The 18,758-nt window shown below is 39.8% G+C and carries 15 protein-coding genes; 10 read left to right on the top strand and 5 right to left on the bottom strand.

Going from position 1 to position 18,758, the window contains the following annotated elements:
• Positions 1-33: 33 nt before the first annotated feature.
• From MWU32_RS01695 to MWU32_RS01710, 4 genes are all read right to left on the bottom strand, one after another.
• Positions 34-876, bottom strand: a complete 843-nt coding sequence (locus MWU32_RS01695; protein WP_246937068.1) for an IS3 family transposase — start codon at positions 874-876, stop codon at positions 34-36.
• Complete coding sequence (locus tag MWU32_RS01700; protein WP_246937070.1) at positions 873-1,271, bottom strand: transposase; 399 nt, start codon at positions 1,269-1,271, stop codon at positions 873-875. Before MWU32_RS01700 ends, MWU32_RS01695 begins: the two co-directional genes overlap by 4 nt.
• 124 nt (positions 1,272-1,395) lie before the next feature.
• Positions 1,396-3,420, bottom strand: coding sequence for a S9 family peptidase (locus MWU32_RS01705; RefSeq protein ID WP_246937197.1), 2,025 nt, complete (start codon positions 3,418-3,420; stop codon positions 1,396-1,398).
• Positions 3,421-3,522: 102 nt separating this feature from the next.
• Positions 3,523-4,176 (bottom strand): metal-dependent transcriptional regulator, encoded by a 654-nt coding sequence (locus MWU32_RS01710; RefSeq protein ID WP_246937200.1) that lies wholly within the window; start codon positions 4,174-4,176, stop codon positions 3,523-3,525.
• Positions 4,177-4,280: 104 nt separating this feature from the next.
• Here MWU32_RS01710 and MWU32_RS01715 point away from each other — a divergent pair, with 104 nt between their 5' ends.
• The 9 genes from MWU32_RS01715 to MWU32_RS01755 all read left to right on the top strand — a co-directional run bounded on the left by MWU32_RS01715 (position 4,281) and on the right by MWU32_RS01755 (position 14,104).
• The gene (locus MWU32_RS01715; protein ID WP_246937201.1) at positions 4,281-5,501 is read left to right on the top strand and encodes a di-heme oxidoredictase family protein; all 1,221 of its coding nucleotides are present in this window, start codon (positions 4,281-4,283) and stop codon (positions 5,499-5,501) included.
• Between the two features lie 3 nt (positions 5,502-5,504).
• Positions 5,505-5,945: a Rieske 2Fe-2S domain-containing protein gene (locus MWU32_RS01720; protein ID WP_246937203.1), complete on the top strand. Its 441-nt coding sequence runs from the start codon at positions 5,505-5,507 to the stop codon at positions 5,943-5,945.
• The gene (locus MWU32_RS01725) at positions 5,914-7,164 is read left to right on the top strand and encodes a porin (protein WP_246937205.1); all 1,251 of its coding nucleotides are present in this window, start codon (positions 5,914-5,916) and stop codon (positions 7,162-7,164) included. The genes MWU32_RS01720 and MWU32_RS01725 overlap by 32 nt, the downstream gene beginning before the upstream one ends.
• A 214-nt stretch (positions 7,165-7,378) precedes the next feature.
• On the top strand, positions 7,379-8,290 hold the full coding sequence (locus MWU32_RS01730; protein WP_246937207.1) for a metal ABC transporter solute-binding protein, Zn/Mn family: 912 nt from the start codon (positions 7,379-7,381) through the stop codon (positions 8,288-8,290).
• Between the two features lie 285 nt (positions 8,291-8,575).
• Positions 8,576-9,319, top strand: a complete 744-nt coding sequence (locus MWU32_RS01735) for a metal ABC transporter ATP-binding protein (RefSeq protein ID WP_246937245.1) — start codon at positions 8,576-8,578, stop codon at positions 9,317-9,319.
• Between the two features lie 257 nt (positions 9,320-9,576).
• Complete coding sequence (locus tag MWU32_RS01740; RefSeq protein ID WP_246937209.1) at positions 9,577-10,704, top strand: metal ABC transporter permease; 1,128 nt, start codon at positions 9,577-9,579, stop codon at positions 10,702-10,704.
• The gene (locus MWU32_RS01745; protein ID WP_246937211.1) at positions 10,697-11,857 is read left to right on the top strand and encodes a metal ABC transporter permease; all 1,161 of its coding nucleotides are present in this window, start codon (positions 10,697-10,699) and stop codon (positions 11,855-11,857) included. Before MWU32_RS01740 ends, MWU32_RS01745 begins: the two co-directional genes overlap by 8 nt.
• Positions 11,858-11,922: 65 nt before the next feature.
• Positions 11,923-12,579, top strand: a complete 657-nt coding sequence (locus MWU32_RS01750) for an N-acetylmuramoyl-L-alanine amidase (protein WP_246937213.1) — start codon at positions 11,923-11,925, stop codon at positions 12,577-12,579.
• 58 nt (positions 12,580-12,637) lie between these two features.
• Positions 12,638-14,104 (top strand): M14 family zinc carboxypeptidase, encoded by a 1,467-nt coding sequence (locus MWU32_RS01755; protein WP_246937215.1) that lies wholly within the window; start codon positions 12,638-12,640, stop codon positions 14,102-14,104.
• A gap of 9 nt (positions 14,105-14,113) precedes the next feature.
• Here the strand turns inward: MWU32_RS01755 and MWU32_RS01760 are convergent, their stop codons facing one another.
• Positions 14,114-15,412 carry a D-alanyl-D-alanine carboxypeptidase gene (locus tag MWU32_RS01760; protein WP_246937217.1) on the bottom strand — a complete coding sequence of 433 codons (1,299 nt, stop codon included), beginning with the start codon at positions 15,410-15,412 and terminating at the stop codon, positions 14,114-14,116.
• Between the two features lie 212 nt (positions 15,413-15,624).
• On the opposite strand from MWU32_RS01760, the gene MWU32_RS01765 reads away from it, so the two are divergent.
• Positions 15,625-18,756, top strand: coding sequence for a SusC/RagA family TonB-linked outer membrane protein (locus MWU32_RS01765; RefSeq protein ID WP_246937218.1), 3,132 nt, complete (start codon positions 15,625-15,627; stop codon positions 18,754-18,756).
• The last annotated feature ends 2 nt before the right edge of the window (positions 18,757-18,758 follow it).

The following is an 18,758-nucleotide window of genomic DNA, read 5'->3' on the forward strand; positions in this document are numbered from 1 at the left end:
TGAACTTCCCTGATTAGAGTTGACCGTTTTTAATTAATTTTCATTGTTAAAAATAGTCATCAATTTCCTTTCTTGATGCCTCAAAACAGAAAATTGTTTTATGAACCTTTCAGGACTCATTCTGTCGTTATTATTATGTAATCTTTTACTGTTATAATTCCTTACTGCTTTTGCTGTCATTCTTTTTAATTGACCGAAGTCCTTAGGTTTCCAATGATTCAAATATTCCTCTTTTATGGTTCTGTTGATACGCTCAGCAAAAGCATTATCCTGTGCGTTGAGTGCCATACTTATTTGACTCCCATTGTCCTTTAGAAGGCTGATGTACTCTTTATAGGTATATTGACTTCCTCTGTCACTGTGATGGAACAAAGGAGCCTCGTTTTCGTTCAACGCCATCTTTAAGGCATCCATATTCGCCTGTGCTCTCATGTTTTCAGAGACCTTATAGCCTACAATCTTCTTGGTATAGACATCTATTATAAAAACAGCGTAATAGTGTCTGTCCCCAATGGGTATATAGGTAATATCAGACTGCCATACCATTGATGGACGGTCAATTTTCATTCCTTTTATAAGGTTGGGATAATAGATCTTTGAAGCGATAGTTGTTCTTCTATAGTTCTTTTTACGCTTCAAACGATACCCAAGTTCCATCATAAGTTCTATAAACCGATCCCTTCCCATAAAGTTGGGTTTAAGTGTATAGTACATTTTCTCAACCCCACAACCTGGATGGTCCTCCCGCAGTTCGTCTGCTTCAAGGACCAGCTGTGCTGTTTTGCTATCAAAGATCTTTTGCCTAGTGCCGTACTGGGCAACGGCCTGTTTGCTCAGACCGACCTCTTTATAGAGACTGTTCAGGGAAAAACTCATTTTTTGTTTGTTCTCCCGGAACCAGTTGATTGTGGGGTGCCGAAGTTTTTTTTGATATCGATGTCAAGTTCATCCTTGGCAATCTCCATCATCTTTTCTAGATAATCAATCATTATCTGCTTGCGGCCTACAGTTCTCTCAAGCTCCTTTACACGGGCTTCGAGTTCTTTCATCCTTTTGTTGCTGCTGTCCTTCATCTCTATAATTCTAAATCCTTGTTCGTTAAAGGTAGAGAATTTATAAATCCAACTATAGATTGTAGAATTCCCAACACCATGCAGCTTCTCTAATTGAGGCACACTATACTTACCACTTTCAAAATCTGCAACAATCTTTTTCTTAAATTCAATTGAGTATTTACGCTGCTTGCGGATACTCCGTACATTTGCTTTCATAGTTTTCCACGCTTTAAGTGGTCAACCTATATCAGGGACGTACAAACCTCCCAAGTCTTGGTTCCTGAATCTTGTCTCTTTATTCTATTTTCTTTTCTCTATTTTCTTTCTTCATTTTTCAGTCCTACCTATACTTCTCAAACCAAGCCAAAATATGCGCCACCTTGCTGATCAAATTACTTGGTCGTTGCGCGATATTATGATAGGCCTCGGGAATTTCGACTAAAACCGTTTCTACTTTTCTAAGTTTTAAAGCGTGGTATAGCTGTTTTGATTCACTTGGTGGGGTTCTTAAATCGTTCATCCCGACCATGACCATCGTTGGGGTTTCTATATTACCCACCAAGGAAATAGGTGAGAATTTCCAATAGGTTTCAAAATTCTCCCAAGGTTGTCCTTCATAGCGCTTTTCGGCATAGCCATAATAATTGTCGGCTACCAAGGTTTTGCTGATCCAATTGACCACAGGTTTTATTACAGCGGCAGCTTTAAAGCGATGGTTCTTTCCAATCATCCAAGTGGTCATGATTCCGCCGGCACTGCCACCTGTCACGTATAATTTATCATTATCTACAATACCTTTTTCAACCAGATAATCCACACCATCCATCACATCATTATAATCTTGTCCCGGATAATTATTCTTTAATAAATTCCCGAATTCCTCACCGTAACTCGTGCTTCCTCGCGGATTTGGATAAAACACCACATAGCCTGCAGCAGCGAACAACTGGATTTCAGCCGTAAATCGGTCGCCATAATTCAAAATCGGACCGCCGTGATTTTCCACTAACAGTGGATATTTTTTAGAGGCATCATAAAAGGGAGGCTTGACAATCCAACCTTGAATGTCCCTGCCATCAAAAGTCGATTTGTACCAAACTTCCTCTGTTTTGCCTAACTCACGGAAAGCAAGCACATCGGCATTTAAATTGGTAATTAACCGCGACTCTTTTTTATTTTGGATGACCGCCAACTCCGCTGGATATTCTGGACGGGTTTGGGTGTACACCAAAGTCCCATTCTGCGATACTGAATAGGATCCAGAGGCATAAGGCCTTCCTATGGTTGTTCCGCCAACATTGTCGGCCAGTTTTGTGATTTTCCCTGAAGTTGTAATATGGCCTATTTTAGAATTGCCCTTTTCGTCATACATAAAATACAGGCCTTTGCCATTTGAATCCCAAGTAATATCAGAAACACTATTATCAAAATTTGAAGAAATGATGCGTTTATTGCTGCCGTCGCTATTCATCAAATGCAATAAGGTGTTTTGATGGTCCTGAACACGATCTTCAAACCCCAGATAGGCTACCGTTTTTCCGTCAGGCGATACCTGAGGCGAATGATCCGGTCCATCTTGAGAGGTCAATGCGGTTATTTGTTGGGTATCAACATTCACTTTATAAACTTCGCTATTTCTAAATCGGTATTCCCAATCTTCAAATCGGTTGGAAGAAAAATAAATCTCTTTCCCATCTGGAGAAAAGGACAGATTTCCACGGTGGCTGTAATTATCCCTGGTCAATTGTCTGGCGGTACCACCTTCGGCAGGGATTATAAAAACATGGGTAAATCCGGGTTCCATATAGCCACTGCCATCAGCTTCATGTTTGAGTCGGTCGGTAATTCGTGCCGATTCCGCCCATTTGGCACCTTTTGGTTTTTCTGGTAATTTGGCTACAACAGGTGGTTTTTCTGAAATAAACATCGTAAAAGCAATCCATTTCCCGTCAGGCGACCAGGTTAAGGAACTTGGCGATTTTTCCAATTGCGAAATTTTTGCAATTTGACCTGTTGCTGTCCAATACATATATATTTCTGAGCCTTCATCTGTAGTACTTGAAAACACTATACGATCTCCCGTTGGCGACCAACTTGCTTGTGATTCACTGACTTCCCTTGAGGTCAATTTACGATGCGAAGTGCCGTCAGTATTGATAATCCATAGATTCCCGTTGGCATTATCCTTCATGATGTCAAACCCATTTCTTTTGTAAACAATCTGCGTACCATCAGGAGAAATCTGAGGATCAGTAGCCCACTCCAATGCGAAGACATCCATGGGCTGAAAAGGTATTTTCTGCGTTTGCGCAAGGGCAAATTGAAGACTAAAAAGGCTTACTAAGAGACTAAAGAAACGGACCATACAAATAGAATTAAATTTGAAAGCCCAAGTTACTGAATTTTAAAATGACGGGAATAAGAAAATCTGAGTTGTCCTATTTTAGCTGATAAAATATAAAAGAGGCTAAGATTCCTGTAAGAACAGGTTTTTAGCCACATTTTCTGAAACTACCAATTCAACGTCATTGAATTTGATCTTTACAGAATTATCAAAAGGTTCTTTATGGATAATTTCAATAGTCGTACCAAGACTGATATGATTCGCGTCCAAATACTTTAAGAAGTCGCTCGAGCTATCATGAACCCCAATACACACGTAAGACAGACCTTCCTGGGCATCAGAAAGGCTTATTTTATCGATGGTTTCAAAATTGCCTTGTTTATCAGGAATAGGATCTCCGTGTGGGTCCACTTTCGGAAAATCCAAAAACTCATCAAGCTTATCGGTTAGTTTTTCTGATTTGATATGTTCCAGTTGTTCGGCAACATCATGAACCTCATCCCAAGAAAAGTTGAGTTTTTCTAACAGGAATACTTCCCATAACCGATGTTTCCGAACCACTTTTACGGCATGAGCGCGTCCGGCCTGAGACAAAGTGACGCCTTGGTAGGGTATATAAACAACCATGTTTTTATCTGCCAATTTCTTGATCATATCAGTTACTGAAGAGGCTTTGGTTTGCATCTCTTCAGCCAACGCATTGGTAGAAACCTCATTAGGCGTTTGATTTTCGAGGTGGTAAATGGCTTTTAAGTAATTTTCTTCGGCAAAGGTCATAGTCAATAATAATTAATGACAAATATAAATTTTTTTTAGACAAAAAGATTATTTAGCTTTGTCTAAACTTTTTATTTGATAGATATAAATTTATTGTTAGCAACATGAAAAACAGAATACTGCTTTTTATTATGAGTTCTGTGGTACTTTCCATGATCACTTTATCATGTGAGAGCCTCAATGACTTTTACGCCCCTCGTGAACCTGAAGAGAATCAATTATTGGACGGCCCTATTGAAGGCCTGACCACTCAAGAACAGATACAGTTCCTACATGGTGATATCGCTTTTAACGATGAGATATTTACAGTTGAAAAAGGACTGGGTCCTGTTTTTGTTGGCAACCATTGTGCTGCCTGCCACGCTGGGGATGGGAAAGGACATCCTTTTAACGGCTTTATCAGATTTGGTCAAAGCGATAGTTTAGGGAATCCGTTTGCTACTTTTGGCGATAAACGCAACCAATTACAAAACAAGGCTATCCCAGGATATCAACCTCAAGTATTACCAGAAGGGGCACCATTTAGTTTGTTTATTGGACCCGCCGTTACAGGTTTGGGCTATTTGGATGCCGTAAGTGATGCCGATATTTTGGCCATGGCCGATCCTGATGATGTCAATGGCGACGGAATTAGCGGTCGTCCGCACTATAATTACCCGCCGGATTACGTCAACTTACGCGAAAATAGCATTCCAAAAAATGGCCGATACATTTTCCGTTTTGGTAAAAAATCGAGTACTTATGATCTTCTACATCAAACCGTTGATGCCTATAATCAAGATATGGGTATCGTATCCATTTTCCAACCTAATGAACCTTACGACGGTTTACCAAATGATCCTGAAGTTTCCAAACGTACTATTGGCGATGTGGTCCACTATTTAAAAACCTTAAAAGCCCCGCTTCCAAGAAACGAGGACGACCCGAAGGTCATGGCTGGAAAGGCTATTTTCAACAACATCCAATGTGCTGCATGCCACGTGCCCACCCTACGCACCAGCTATTCACCCATTGAGGCTCTGTCGTATAAAGAATTCCATCCTTATACGGATTTATTGCTCCATGACATGGGTCCAGGCCTTGATGACGGTTATACAGAAGGCTATGCATTGACCTCAGAATACCGTACGCCACCACTTTGGGGCCTTGGTTTATCGGCAGACTCACAAGGCGGACAGATTTATTTAATGCACGACGGGCGGGCACGGAGCATAGAAGAAGCCATACTGCTTCATGGTGGTGAGGCAGAGAATTCTAAGAACAATTATGTCAGCCTTTCTGCGCTTGAACAAGAACAATTATTGGCATTTTTAAATTCACTATAAGCAATGAAAAGAAAAGAATTTCTAAAAACCTGCGGTTTTGGGCTTGTCGGTTTACCTTTTGCCGCAAGTCTCTTGCAATCGTGTGGCGGCATTCATTATGCTGTGACCAATGAAAATAACGGCGTGATTACCATTGCTAAATCACAGTTTATAATCAACCCACAAAAACCCGAACAATTACGAGAGTTTGTCATGGTCCAATCCAGTCGTTACAAATTCCCGCTCTGCCTCTACCGAACGGATAATGAAAATTATGTGACGTCCTTAATGCGATGTACTCACAGAGGCTGCGAACTCAATGTTGGTGGCGGCATCTACAGCTGTCCGTGTCATGGCAGCGAATTCACAAATGACGGGACTGTGATGACAGGTCCAGCAGACGAAAATTTACAAACCTTTACAACCACAACTGATGCAGAAAATATCACCATCTATCTATCCTAAACTAAGCTTTTTTATACTTCTATTTTTACTGATTAATTTCGAAGTATCAGCTCAAGACTTAAAATTTACCCGTACCCCATCTGACACGACAAATTTAAAGTTGAGTATGGATGCCAATTATAACAGGCCTTCTTTTCAGGTTGGAAATACTGGTATTGCCATAGGCGGATATTTTGAAGCCAACTCCGTGTACGCCGTTGAAGATGGCATTACCGACGGCCTGTCTTTTCAGGCACGCCGAATGTCGCTTTTACTTTCGGGATCCATCGCCAAACGAATAAAATTCTTATCGGAAATTGAATTTTCAGAAGGTGGAAATGAAATTGAAATAGAATATGCCGCCATTGATATCGCTTTTGATCCTTTGGTCAATTTAAGAACTGGAATCGTGGTTAATCCTATCGGTTCTTTCAATCAAAATCACGATGGCCCCAAATACGAATTTGTAGAACGCCCCAATCAAGCAGTTGATTTACTTCCGGGTACATTTTCAAACGTCGGGGTTGGACTGTATGGTAAAACCTATAAAGACAATTGGATTTTTGGGTATGAAGCTTATCTGACCAACGGATTTGATACCTCCATTATTGATAATGAGGCTAATCGCACTTCATTACCAGCTGCAAAAGAAAATCCAGAGCGATTTGCCGAAAACTTTAGCGGGCAGCCATTGGCGACCGCCAAACTTGCTATTGGCAATAAGAGTTTCGGCGAAGTAGGTTTCTCGTATATGGGTGGCCGATATAATAAACTTGAAGAAGACGGCCTTGAATTGGACACAAAAGCAAGACGTGTTGACGTATTAGCGTTTGATTTTAATACGGTCATCAAGCCCACCGGAACTGCAATTTTTGGTGAAATGGCCTATGTCTGGGTGGATGTTCCTGAAACCTATACCCAACAATTTGGCAACAGGCAATGGGGCTATTATTTTGATATTGTCCAACCCATAATTAAACGCAAAATATTAGACTGGGAGGAGGCTACTTTCAACTTTGCGACGCGTGTGGACTATGTCGATTTTAATGAAGGCAAATTTATACAAACCGGACAGGAAATGGGCGACTATCTCTTTGCAATTACCCCAGCCATTAGTTTTCGACCAACCTCACAAACCGTGCTTCGATTAAATTATCGTTACCAATGGGAAACCGATATTCTTAACAATCCAAACGTTCAAACCGCTTCCTGGTATTTTGGAATCAGTTCCTATTTCTAAAAATTTTAAGTGAGTATTTATTCAGCAACAGGTCTAAATTAAAGCGCGTCTTTAATATTGGCCTGTTGTTCACTTAAATAAACCTTTTAGCTTTTCACCACCATACGATTATCAATTACTTTACAAATTTCACCTTGTATTGACACGAGAAATCACTAAGAATCAACTTATCATTTTCATTTTTTTAGTAATTTCGTAACTTATATTTAGGCTCATGAAAAAAATAGTTTTCGCTTTATCAATTTGTTTAGGTCTTTTTGGGTGCAAAAACACCACACCAGACAATGGCAACCTCAACATTGTGACCACTACAACCTTAATTACCGACTTGTTGAACCAAATTGGTGGCGATAGACTCAATGTGCAAGGCTTGATGGGTAGCGGTGTGGACCCGCATTTATATAAAGCCAGTGCCGGAGATGTCACTAAATTAGCCAATGCCGATTTGATCTTTTATGGCGGCTTGCATTTAGAGGGGAAACTGGTTGATGTTTTTGAAAAAATGGAGCGTCAGAACATTAAAACTATTGCCGTTTCAGACGCTTTGGATAAAAACACCTTAATAGGCTCAGAATATTTTGCATCCAATTACGATCCGCATATTTGGTTTGATGTCCAAAATTGGGAACTCATCACAACTTTTGTAGTGCAAAAACTGTCAGAAGCAGATCCAGAAAACAAAGATCTCTTTGAAGAAAATGGCAAGAACTATCTTGAAAAACTAAAAGTTTTGGATGCGGAGATTAAATCCATAATCGAGACCCTTCCCAAAGAAAAAAGAATTTTGGTCACCGCTCATGATGCCTTCAATTATTTTGGAAAAGCCTACGGATTTGAGGTGGTTGGCCTACAAGGACTATCAACAGCTACAGAAGCCGGTGTTCAGGATGTACAAAATTTGTCTAACTTTATTATTGAAAATAAGATAAAAGCCATTTTTGTGGAGAGTTCAGTACCAAGGCGCACCATTGAAGCACTTCAGGCGGCGGTAAACTCAAAAAGCCAGCATGTCGAAATTGGGGGCACCTTGTATTCTGATGCCTTAGGAAATGCCGGCACTGCCGAAGGGACATATATCGGGATGTTTAAATATAATGTGAATACGATTGTGAATGCCTTGAAATAAGCTGGCAGTTTGCAGTTGCAGTCACCGTGACCTGTAAGGTTTCAACCTCTCCGTCGAAGGAGGAAAACCCTGCTGGTCTGAATAAAACAAATGGCAGAGTGTTCTTAAAGATTTGAAGCTATTTCTGCTTTACTTAAGAATTGGCAAATTTTCAAAAACAAGATGACCAACAAACTCAAACTCGTCATTTTTTAAACAGGGCAAAAGTCAAATAAAATGAAATTAATGAACAATATTAAAAACGCACATTCAAAGGATGAGACTCCTGCCTCCCTATCTGCCGACATGGCAGGTGCAGGGGTTGTGGCTGTAAAGGTGGACGATTTAACTGTAGCCTACAATTACAAGCCTGTACTATGGGATATCGATCTTGAAATTCCTGAAGGTGTTTTAATGGCTATTGTTGGACCTAACGGCGCTGGAAAATCGACCTTGATCAAAGCCATATTGGGCATTCTTAAGCCTATTGCCGGGAGTGTTACTATTTATGGTGAACCTTACCACAAACAACGTTCGCATGTGGCTTACGTGCCACAAAAAGGAAGTGTGGATTGGGATTTCCCTACGGTGGCATTAGATGTTGTGATGATGGGCACTTACGGCAGTTTAGGATGGATTAAACGCCCCGGTGTCAAGGAAAAGAAAGCCGCATTGGAAGCTTTGGAAAAAGTGGGCATGCTCCCCTTTAAAGACAGACAGATCAGCCAGCTTTCTGGCGGTCAACAACAGCGGATATTTTTGGCGAGAGCTTTGGTTCAGGATGCTTCTATTTATTTTATGGATGAGCCCTTTCAAGGCGTAGATGCCACCACAGAAATCGCCATCATCAATATTTTAAAGGAATTGCGAAAAGCAGGAAAAACAGTGGTGGTTGTGCATCACGATTTGCAAACCGTTCCAGAATATTTTGATTGGGTTACGTTTTTGAACGTTAAAAAAATCGCCACAGGTCCTGTAAAAGATATTTTTAACGATGATAATTTGACCAAAACCTATGGTATTAACTATAAGGTGAGTGTGCAGAAATAAATTTCCTGCGAATGCAGGAATCTTTCTGGTTCCATTTGGTTAATCTCATTAAAAGAAGTCTGATCATCAATAAAATCAGAGATTTAATCAACGCATGAATAGTAATGAAGAAAATAGGCGGGAGTTGACAGAAATCGAGTAGAACCTTTAAGGTTTTAAAAACCTGAAAGGTTTGAGAGAAATAAACATATGAAAACCATTGCAACGATTCAAAACTATAAAATAAAAAAAGATTCCTGCCTCCGCAGGAATAGGATATGAACTTACAAGAATACTTCTCTTTAGTCTTCAGTGATTACACGCTTCGAACCATCACCTTGGGCACCGCCATTTTGGGTGCTGTTACGGGTATGCTCGGGAGTTTCGCGGTATTGCGAAAACAGAGTTTGCTTGGTGACGCCATTTCGCACGCGGCCCTTCCGGGGATTGCCTTAGCTTTTCTCATTACTGGCGCAAAAGACACCAATACCCTTCTGCTCGGCGCCTTGGTCAGCGGACTTATAGGCACTTTTTGGATCAGAGGTATCGTTACCAAAACCCATTTAAAGTCGGATACCGCATTAGGCCTTATTCTTTCACTTTTCTTCGGATTTGGGATGCTTTTACTGACATTCATCCAGAAACAACCTAATGCCAATCAGGCCGGACTGGACAAATATTTATTCGGACAAGCCGCCACCTTGGTTGAAAGTGATGTCTGGTTAATGGCGATCATTACAGGAATTTGCTTGTTGGTCATGTTACTATTCTGGAAGGAGTTCAAACTTTTGCTTTTTGACCCCGATTACACCAAAACCTTAGGGTTCAACACCAAATTCATTGATGTTCTCATTACCTCATTTATTGTGTTGGCTATTGTATTGGGCCTACAGACGGTTGGCGTAGTGCTTATGAGCGCCATGTTATTGGCGCCTGCTGCAGCGGCGCGCCAATGGACCAACAGTTTAGGGAAGATGGTGTTTCTGGCCGCAATTTTCGGTGCCTTTTCGGGGGTTTTTGGAACGGCCATCAGTGCTAGTCAGGATAATCTTTCTACAGGTCCAGTAATTGTTATTGTGGCGTCTGTATTTGTTGTTTTTTCTTTCGTTTTTTCACCAGGTAGAGGTTTGTTGTTCCGTCAAATCCGATTCATAAAGAATAGACGCGATTTAGAATTTCAAAAAACACTGGCTTTTATGTATCATATTGCAGAGACCCACGAGGATATTTCGCATCCTCATACTATAAAAATTCTAAACAATTTTCAAGGGTTTACGCGCAAGACACTTCAAAAATTGGTCGATAAAAACTATGTGACTTTAGATGGCACCATGTGGAGTCTGACGGAAGAAGGGTTTGAAACCGCAGCCAACCTATACAATCAAAATATCAAAAAACATGAGTAGTGCCCAATTTGAAATACAGCTTATTGCAAGTTTGGTTGCTATCGCCTGTGCCATTCCAGGAACCTTTTTGGTGCTCCGTAAAATGGCGATGATCAGTGATGCCATTAGCCATTCCATACTCCCAGGCCTCGTCGTTGGCTTTTTTATCACCCAAGACCTCAACTCGCCCCTACTCATTTTACTGGCCGCGCTTTCAGGCGTCATTACGGTTATATTAGTAGAGCGCATCCAAAAAACAGGTTTGGTAAAAGAAGATACCGCCATCGGGTTGGTGTTTCCAGCCCTATTCAGTATTGGTGTTATCATGATTGCAAAAAACGCCAATGACATCCATTTGGATGTGGACGCAGTGCTATTAGGTGAATTGGCGTTTGCACCTTTCGATAGATTAACGGTTGGCGACACAGATATCGGACCGAAATCCTTATGGGTTATTGGAATCATTTTAATGACTACCATCGGATTATTAATCGCCTTTTTCAAGGAGTTAAAGGTGAGTACATTTGATGCCGGCTTATCCGCCTCCTTAGGATTCTCACCTGTAGTCATCCATTACGGACTCATGACTATGGCATCTATTACAACCGTTGGCGCTTTTGATGCCGTTGGGGCTATCTTAGTTGTTGCACTGATGATTGCTCCCGCTGCCTGTGCTTATTTACTGACCACAGATCTTAAAAAAATGCTCGGACTCGCCGTATTTTTCGGAGTTTTTAGTGCTATTTCAGGATATTGGGTAGCCCATTGGCTTGACGCCTCCATTGCTGGCTCCATTGCAACCATGCTTGGCGTGGTGTTCTTTCTTGTTTATTTATTCGCCCCGAGCAAGGGATTAATTGCGGTAATGTACCGAGAAAAACGTCAACGCATTGAGGTGTTGTTACTGACCTTTTTACTCCATCTTAAAAACCATAGTGAAGTGGAAGAGCGCCATGTCAACCATCTTAACGAACATATCAATTGGCAAAAAATAAAAAGCAAAACCGTATTGGATTTGGCGCTTAAAAACAATATGATTCTCATTGACAATAAAATCGTATCGCTCACCGAAAAAGGTGATGAATTCACCTCGAAAGCCATCGATTATATCATTACCAATGAAGATGCACAAATTGAAGATATGAAAAAGCATTTCTTTTTATTTAGAGGGTAGTATTTTAATTCTCACTCGTAACAAATAATTTCGTTAAATTTGATATTTCCATCTAATTTACGATAATGAAATATTCCCTCCTTTGCATCAGCCTCTTATTGTTTTATGCCTGTGGCACCTCTAAAGAAATAGTAGACAAACCAATTGTTTTTAACGAAGAGCGCATTGAGCTTACCAAAGAATACTTAGCCACGCGCTATGGTTTAGAGCAAGACACTCCTACCATTGAACCCAAAATGATTGTTCTGCATTATACAGTAATTCCAACCATGGAAAAAACCTTTGAAGCGTTCAATCAGCCACAACTACCAAGCCGACCAGAAATTGCCACCGCAAGCGCACTGAATGTGTCCTCGCAGTTTTTGGTGGACCTAGATGGAACCATATACAGATTAATGCCTGAAACACATATGGCACGACACGTGATAGGTTTAAACCACGTGGCCATTGGCGTGGAAAATGTGGGAGGCACAAAAGATGTGCCGCTGACTAAAGCCCAAATAAGAGCGAATGCTTGGTTAGTGAAATATTTAACCGAAAAGTATCCTATTGAATACCTTATTGGTCATTCTGAATACACTCAATTTGAAGATCATGAGTTCTGGTTGGAAACAGACGATGGCTATAGAACAAAAAAAACAGATCCAGGAGACGATTTTATGGAAGCCGTTAGAAGACGAACAAAAAAGCTCAATCTAAAACCAGCACCCGAAAAATCCTAAGGTGATCATGCGTCACTTAATTAACGTACATTGATTTAACAAACACAAAAGATAAACCATGAGATCCATATTCTTTTTAATAGGCGCAATCATATCACTTTCCGGTATGGCGCAAGTAGGCGATATGACTACAAGTCTGTACGATAGCTATCCAAAATATAAAGAACCGAGCTTGGACAACCGCCGAATCAAGCATGAGGATATTCAACCCTTGATTCTCAAGTTAAAGAACAACCCTGCTTATACCGTTCAAAAAGTGGGTGAAAGTATCAAAGGAAAAAACATCAGTTTGATCAGTATTGGTACTGGAGACATCAATGTCTTTTTATGGTCTCAAATGCACGGTGATGAACCTACCGCAACCCAAGCCATTTTCGACATTTTTAACTTCTTTAATAGCGACGATTTTAAAACCGAAAAAGAAGAACTATTAAGTAAACTGACGCTCCACTTTATGCCGATGCTCAATCCGGATGGGGCCGAAATCTTTTCAAGACGTAACGCCTTGGGGATTGATATCAATAGGGATGCACTCATGCTCCAATCGCCAGAGGGGCAAATTTTAAAACGCATCCGCGATAGTTTGGATGCCGATTTCGGCTTCAATCTTCACGATCAAAGCACCTATTATAATGCCGAACGCACACCTAAACCTGCCACCATTTCTTATTTGGCACCAGCCTATAATTATGAAAAAGAGATCAATGACGTCCGTGGAAATGCCATGAAAGTCATTGTTTTTATGAACAATATCATCCAAAAGTATGCACCAGGACAAGTGGGGCGTTATAACGACGACTTTGAACCACGTGCATTTGGGGACAACATTCAAAAATGGGGAACAAGTGCCATTTTAATTGAGTCCGGCGGATTTAAAAACGACGTCGAAAAACAAGAAATCAGAAAACTCAATTTTGTATCTATTTTATCTGCTTGTTATACAATTGCCAATGGAGATTATAAAAACATTTCAATTGAAGACTATGAGAAAATCCCGCAAAACGACCGCAAATTATTCGATTTAAAAATAGAACGATTTACCCATAAACTTTTAGGAAAGGATTATATACTCGATATAGGAATCAATCATTTGGAGGTTCAGGACAAAAACTACGACACTTTTTACAATGTGGGCAGCATTGTTGAAAAAGGAGATCTCTCCACGTTTTATGGTTACGAAACTGTTGATGCTACCGGTTATCGATTAATCGAAGGAAAAGTGTATCCTGAAATCGTTCAAACCATAAAAGATCTGGAATCCATGGACATCTACGGGCTTTTAAAGTCAGGTTATACGTATGTGAGATTGGCACAATTTTCGCAAAAGGATAAAGACATCTCCGTTCCAATTAACATTTTGGACAAGGATCAAAAAGTTCCAGGATTTTACGTGAACATAGGCAACAATCCCAATTTTGTACTTCAAAAGGATGGCAGTGTAGATTATGCGGTGGTCAACGGATTCTTGATCGATTTAAAGACCAAAGAAAGCAATTTTAGGAATGCCATTTATTATGGAAAGTAAAGCTTTCAATTAGTAATTATCTCTTAAATATTCCAGTACAGCCTGCATATGTTCTTTGACCTTATTGGTAGATGTGTTGTAATTATTGTTCATAAAGCTAAAGATCAAAACGTCTCCAGAATTGGTCAGCAAATAACCACTTAAAGTACTCGCGCTAGACAAGGTGCCGGTTTTGGCAAATACGTATGGGCCGTTTTCTCCAGCGTACCAATTTTTAAGCGTCCCGCTAACCCCGCCGGCAGGAAAGAAATTGAACAGGCGTTCTCTTGGTATTTCGATGTAAAGCTTCTCCAAAACCTGAACAAGAGATAAAGGCGTAAAGAGATTGTAATTACTCAAACCGGAGCCATCTCGCCATTTTGGCTTTTGTTTCAAATCTTTAAGTTGGTTTTCGAGAATGGATTTCCGGATGGTATCTGCGTCTAATGTATCAGAAATCGTTGAGGAGGCCAAAATCAAAATCTGTTCAGCCAAAAAGTTGTCACTTACATGCATCATGCGCTTGTATAAACTATCCGCAGGAATACTATATAACGTCTGATCTGTAACCACAGAACTATCAGATATAAGTTCCACCTTACCTGGCAAAAGATCATTCCATAATTGTTTAACCATGGTAGTATCCAAGACGAATGGCACATGAATAGTATCTTTTCGCGACAATTTATAGTAGAAGTTATTCTCATTAAAATCACGACGTTTATTCAGATTTGTGTAATCCGTCTGAGCCTTTAGAAATTTTGGATAGGTGTGCAAACCACTTGTATTAGAGATGGACAGTACATTTCCGTAAAGAGGAAAGGCACTACGCTCTGGACTGTAATAGGTATCGTAATCTTCCCAGGCCCAACCCGGACCGAATTTATCATTTGCATAATTGCCAGTAATGAGTTTTACGGTTTTATAATTGTTTATAAAATTGAGCGCCGTACTATCCTTAAAATAAGGATGTAAAAAGCTGGGATCTCCCGTTCCCTTTATAAATAAAGTATCTCCATTTATGGCATACTTAAGCGCCGGAATTTGTTCGGGCAAGTATTGCAACCCAGTAAAAAGAGTAAATATCTTGGTATTACTGGCAGGCGTAAAATAGCGCTCGGCGTTATAATTAAAAACCGTGTCCTTTGTCCTTGGATTGTAAACCATAAGGCCAGTAAACTGAGGCTCATAAAAATTAGAGCTCATTGATTTTTCCAAGTGTTTTGATATTTGGGCAGATTTACAATTAGAAAGCAGCAAGGAAAGTATCACAATCCAACTAAAACGAACTAATGAATTGAGGTTTTTCACATTTCTCAAGTTTTTCAAATTACTGGTTTTTTTCATGTCAAAAAGAACAACTTAAACATAAGGTTCCGAAAGTTAGTTGATAATTTCCAAATTTGTCCAAACAAAGAGAAAAAATGCCATTATTAAAAAATTAGGATTTATCAACAATTACTATAAAACACTGAGGAACATTTAATTTAAATTAATTTTCTTACATTTACTATACTAGTCTAACGAAAACAACTCAAATTATGCAAAAAAAAACTACCCTCACCTTACTTGGTTTTTTTACTTCTGCTCTTTTAATGTTATTCGCTCAAACTATTACCGTGACCGGTGTAGTTACTGATGCGAATAATGTTCCAATGCCAGGAGTCAATATCCTTGTAAAAGGCACCACTAAGGGTGCAACAACAAATTTTGATGGTGACTATACCATCAATGCTTCTTCTGGAGATGTTTTGATTTTCTCCTATGTAGGTTTCAAAAAAGTGGAAAGAACCGTTACTGAAGCCGTAATCAATGTGACACTTCAAGAAGATGCGAGTTCTCTGGATGAAGTCGTGGTGACGGCTTTTGGGATTAAAAGAGAAACACGAGAATTGGGTTATTCTGTAACCCAAGTAAAAACCGAAGATATAGATCTCACCGGTCAAACTGATGCCCTTTCGGGATTGCAGGGTCGGGTTGCTGGTGTTCAGATCAGCCAAACCTCTGGCTCATCAGGTGGTGGTATTGATATTTTAATTAGAGGGATTACCTCTGTCAATCCAAATAGAAGCAACCAACCTTTGATAATTATCGACGGTTTGGCCTTAGATAATGACACATTCTCTGGAAGTGTCTTACCAAGTGCAGGCTCAAATTCCCCAAGTAGTTCAGAACAATTTTCATTTACCAATAGGGGCTCTGACATCAACCCAGAAGATATTGAAAGTTACAACGTACTGAAAGGAGCGGCAGCCACAGCACTTTATGGTGTAAGAGCAGCAAATGGTGCAATTATCATTACCACCAAAAAAGGAAAGTTAGGAAAAGCTAAAGTAGGAATAACAGCTTCCACAACCATGCGGAATATCAAAACTACCCCAGAATTACAAAAAACATACCGCGAAGGATTTAGTGGTCTTCCAAGAACTATGTACACCCCTGAAACAGAAACAGGATTTACAAGATTAGGTGGCACTTCCTTTTATTCATGGGGACCAGAATATAGTGCAGACAGTGCCGTTGTAAATGGGGAAACGATTGATCTTACAGGCGATCGTTTTTATGACCCTTATGACCTCTTTCAAACAGGTATCAATACTCAAGTAGATTTTAATATCAGTGGGGCTGATGACAAGCTTGATTATTATTTTTCTATTGGAAATGACAATGAAGAAGGTGTTTTACCAAATACTGATTATAGTAAAACGACCTTGCGATTTAAAGCAGGTTATAAGGTGAATGACAAGTTCATTATAAATTCGTCCATTAGTTACACCAATGCCGGCGGTAAGCGTGGAAATGGTGGTGATAAGTCCGTATTTAGTTCTTTATCTTATTATTCTGCAACCTTTCCAATAAATGATTATCTCAATCCTAATGGAACCCAAAGAAACTATTCATTTGGAATCATTGATAACCCGAGATATCTACTGGAAACAAGCCCTCTGACGGATGATGTCAACAGATGGGTTGGGAACGTTACTTTAAATTGGGCACCTAAAGATTGGATCAATGTTACCTATGCAGCCCAGGTAGATAATTATTCTGACCAAAGAAATCGTTTTGTAGCACCAGATCTTGATGCCGGTGCTGCGGTAGGCGGGTTTATTGTCAATCAAAACATTAATTTCTTAGGATTGGAATCAAACTTATTGGTGTCTTTTGACAAAGATTGGTCAGAAGACTTTGGTACCACGTTTACGATAGGAAATCAAATATCAGATTCTAAAAGAGATTACTCCATGATTCGGGGAGAAACCTTAAACGTTCCTGGAATTAATGATATTGCCAACACCATTAATATTTTTGCCGACAAGAGTGTAACGCAATTAAGAAACGTTGGTGTATTTGGTGAACTAAAAATGGACTACAAAAATCAATTGTTCCTGACTATAACAGGACGGAACGATTGGGTCTCTACACTACCAAAAGAAAACAGATCGTTTTTCTATCCATCGGTCAGTTTAGCTTATGATTTTCATCAGTTGCTTGACAAGGAGAGTGATATTTTCACCTTTGGTAAACTCAGAGGGTCGTGGGCTGAAGTTGGAAAGGGCCCATTATTTGGCCAAGTAGGTCAGTATTTTGTTTCTGATAGCAATTTCCCTTTTAGTGGTGCTGGAGGCTATAGAGCTGATATCACTATTGGCGATAACAATATTACGCCAGAAAAAAATAGATCGTTTGAAATTGGTACAGATTTGCGATTTTTCAACAATAGACTTCGAATTGACTATGCCTATTATAAAACCCGTGTAAAAAATCAAATATTCACCGTAGGTACTGCATATTCAACCGGATTAGCAGGAATTACCAGAAATGCAGGTGACTTTGAAACTTATGGACATGAATTGTTACTGTCTTATTCTATTTTGAACACTGATAGCATTAAATGGGAAACCATTTTTAATTGGAGTACCAACGAAGGTAAGGTATTGTCTTTGCCTGATGATATTGACGCTCTTATTTTTGCTGATTCAGGTTTTGCGGGTGTGACATCCGAAATAAGGGATGGTGATAAAATGGGCGATTTGTACGGTTACAAATGGCGCTATGAAAACGGACAACGTTATATTGGATCCGATGGTTTACCACGGGTCGATTTAGATGAACGTGTTAAAGTGGGTAATGCATTTCCAGATTTTATAGCATCTATCAACAATGTCTTTAAATACAAAAATTTTGGTTTTAATTTCTTATTGGAATGGAAAGAAGGCGGTGACCTTTACGATGCTGGACGGAGAAATGCTTTAAGGAACGGAATTCTTCAAGCTACTGTGGTTAGAGATGTAGACATGGTATTTGACGGTGTGATGGATGATGGTAGCGGTGGTTTTGTCACTAATACCATTCCTGGGACTATAGATCAAAACTATTACCGAGATTCCGGTCGTTACAACAGAGCTTCAGAGATCTTGGTTCAAGACGCATCTTGGGTGAAATTACGCAACATCGGGTTGAGCTATCATTTTGAGGGCAAAGTTTTAGAGACTTTAAAGTTAGACAATATGAGTCTCTCAGTGAGTGCCCATAATATTTTAATATGGACACCTTACGATGGTTATGACCCTGAAGGCAACCAATATAGCGCCGGAAGTAACGTTTACGGATTTACAGGCCTTGGGACTCCATTGAGTGAAAGTTATTCTTTTGGAATTAAATTAGGATTTTAAAA

It is taken from the genome of Gelidibacter sp. F63206, assembly GCF_023015735.1.

What these genes read in the sequence shown, in the direction of transcription:
- MWU32_RS01695 (WP_246937068.1), bottom strand. Translation starts at nt 876, where the DNA reads ATGAGTTTTTCCCTGAACAGTCTCTATAAAGAGGTCGGTCTGAGCAAA.
- MWU32_RS01700 (WP_246937070.1), bottom strand. Translation starts at nt 1,271, where the DNA reads ATGAAAGCAAATGTACGGAGTATCCGCAAGCAGCGTAAATACTCAATT.
- MWU32_RS01750 (WP_246937213.1), top strand. Translation starts at nt 11,923, where the DNA reads ATGAAATATTCCCTCCTTTGCATCAGCCTCTTATTGTTTTATGCCTGT.
- MWU32_RS01705 (WP_246937197.1), bottom strand. Translation starts at nt 3,420, where the DNA reads ATGGTCCGTTTCTTTAGTCTCTTAGTAAGCCTTTTTAGTCTTCAATTT.
- MWU32_RS01765 (WP_246937218.1), top strand. Translation starts at nt 15,625, where the DNA reads ATGCAAAAAAAAACTACCCTCACCTTACTTGGTTTTTTTACTTCTGCT.
- MWU32_RS01755 (WP_246937215.1), top strand. Translation starts at nt 12,638, where the DNA reads ATGAGATCCATATTCTTTTTAATAGGCGCAATCATATCACTTTCCGGT.
- MWU32_RS01740 (WP_246937209.1), top strand. Translation starts at nt 9,577, where the DNA reads ATGAACTTACAAGAATACTTCTCTTTAGTCTTCAGTGATTACACGCTT.
- MWU32_RS01715 (WP_246937201.1), top strand. Translation starts at nt 4,281, where the DNA reads ATGAAAAACAGAATACTGCTTTTTATTATGAGTTCTGTGGTACTTTCC.
- MWU32_RS01720 (WP_246937203.1), top strand. Translation starts at nt 5,505, where the DNA reads ATGAAAAGAAAAGAATTTCTAAAAACCTGCGGTTTTGGGCTTGTCGGT.
- MWU32_RS01745 (WP_246937211.1), top strand. Translation starts at nt 10,697, where the DNA reads ATGAGTAGTGCCCAATTTGAAATACAGCTTATTGCAAGTTTGGTTGCT.
- MWU32_RS01710 (WP_246937200.1), bottom strand. Translation starts at nt 4,176, where the DNA reads ATGACCTTTGCCGAAGAAAATTACTTAAAAGCCATTTACCACCTCGAA.
- MWU32_RS01735 (WP_246937245.1), top strand. Translation starts at nt 8,576, where the DNA reads ATGGCAGGTGCAGGGGTTGTGGCTGTAAAGGTGGACGATTTAACTGTA.
- MWU32_RS01730 (WP_246937207.1), top strand. Translation starts at nt 7,379, where the DNA reads ATGAAAAAAATAGTTTTCGCTTTATCAATTTGTTTAGGTCTTTTTGGG.
- MWU32_RS01725 (WP_246937205.1), top strand. Translation starts at nt 5,914, where the DNA reads ATGCAGAAAATATCACCATCTATCTATCCTAAACTAAGCTTTTTTATA.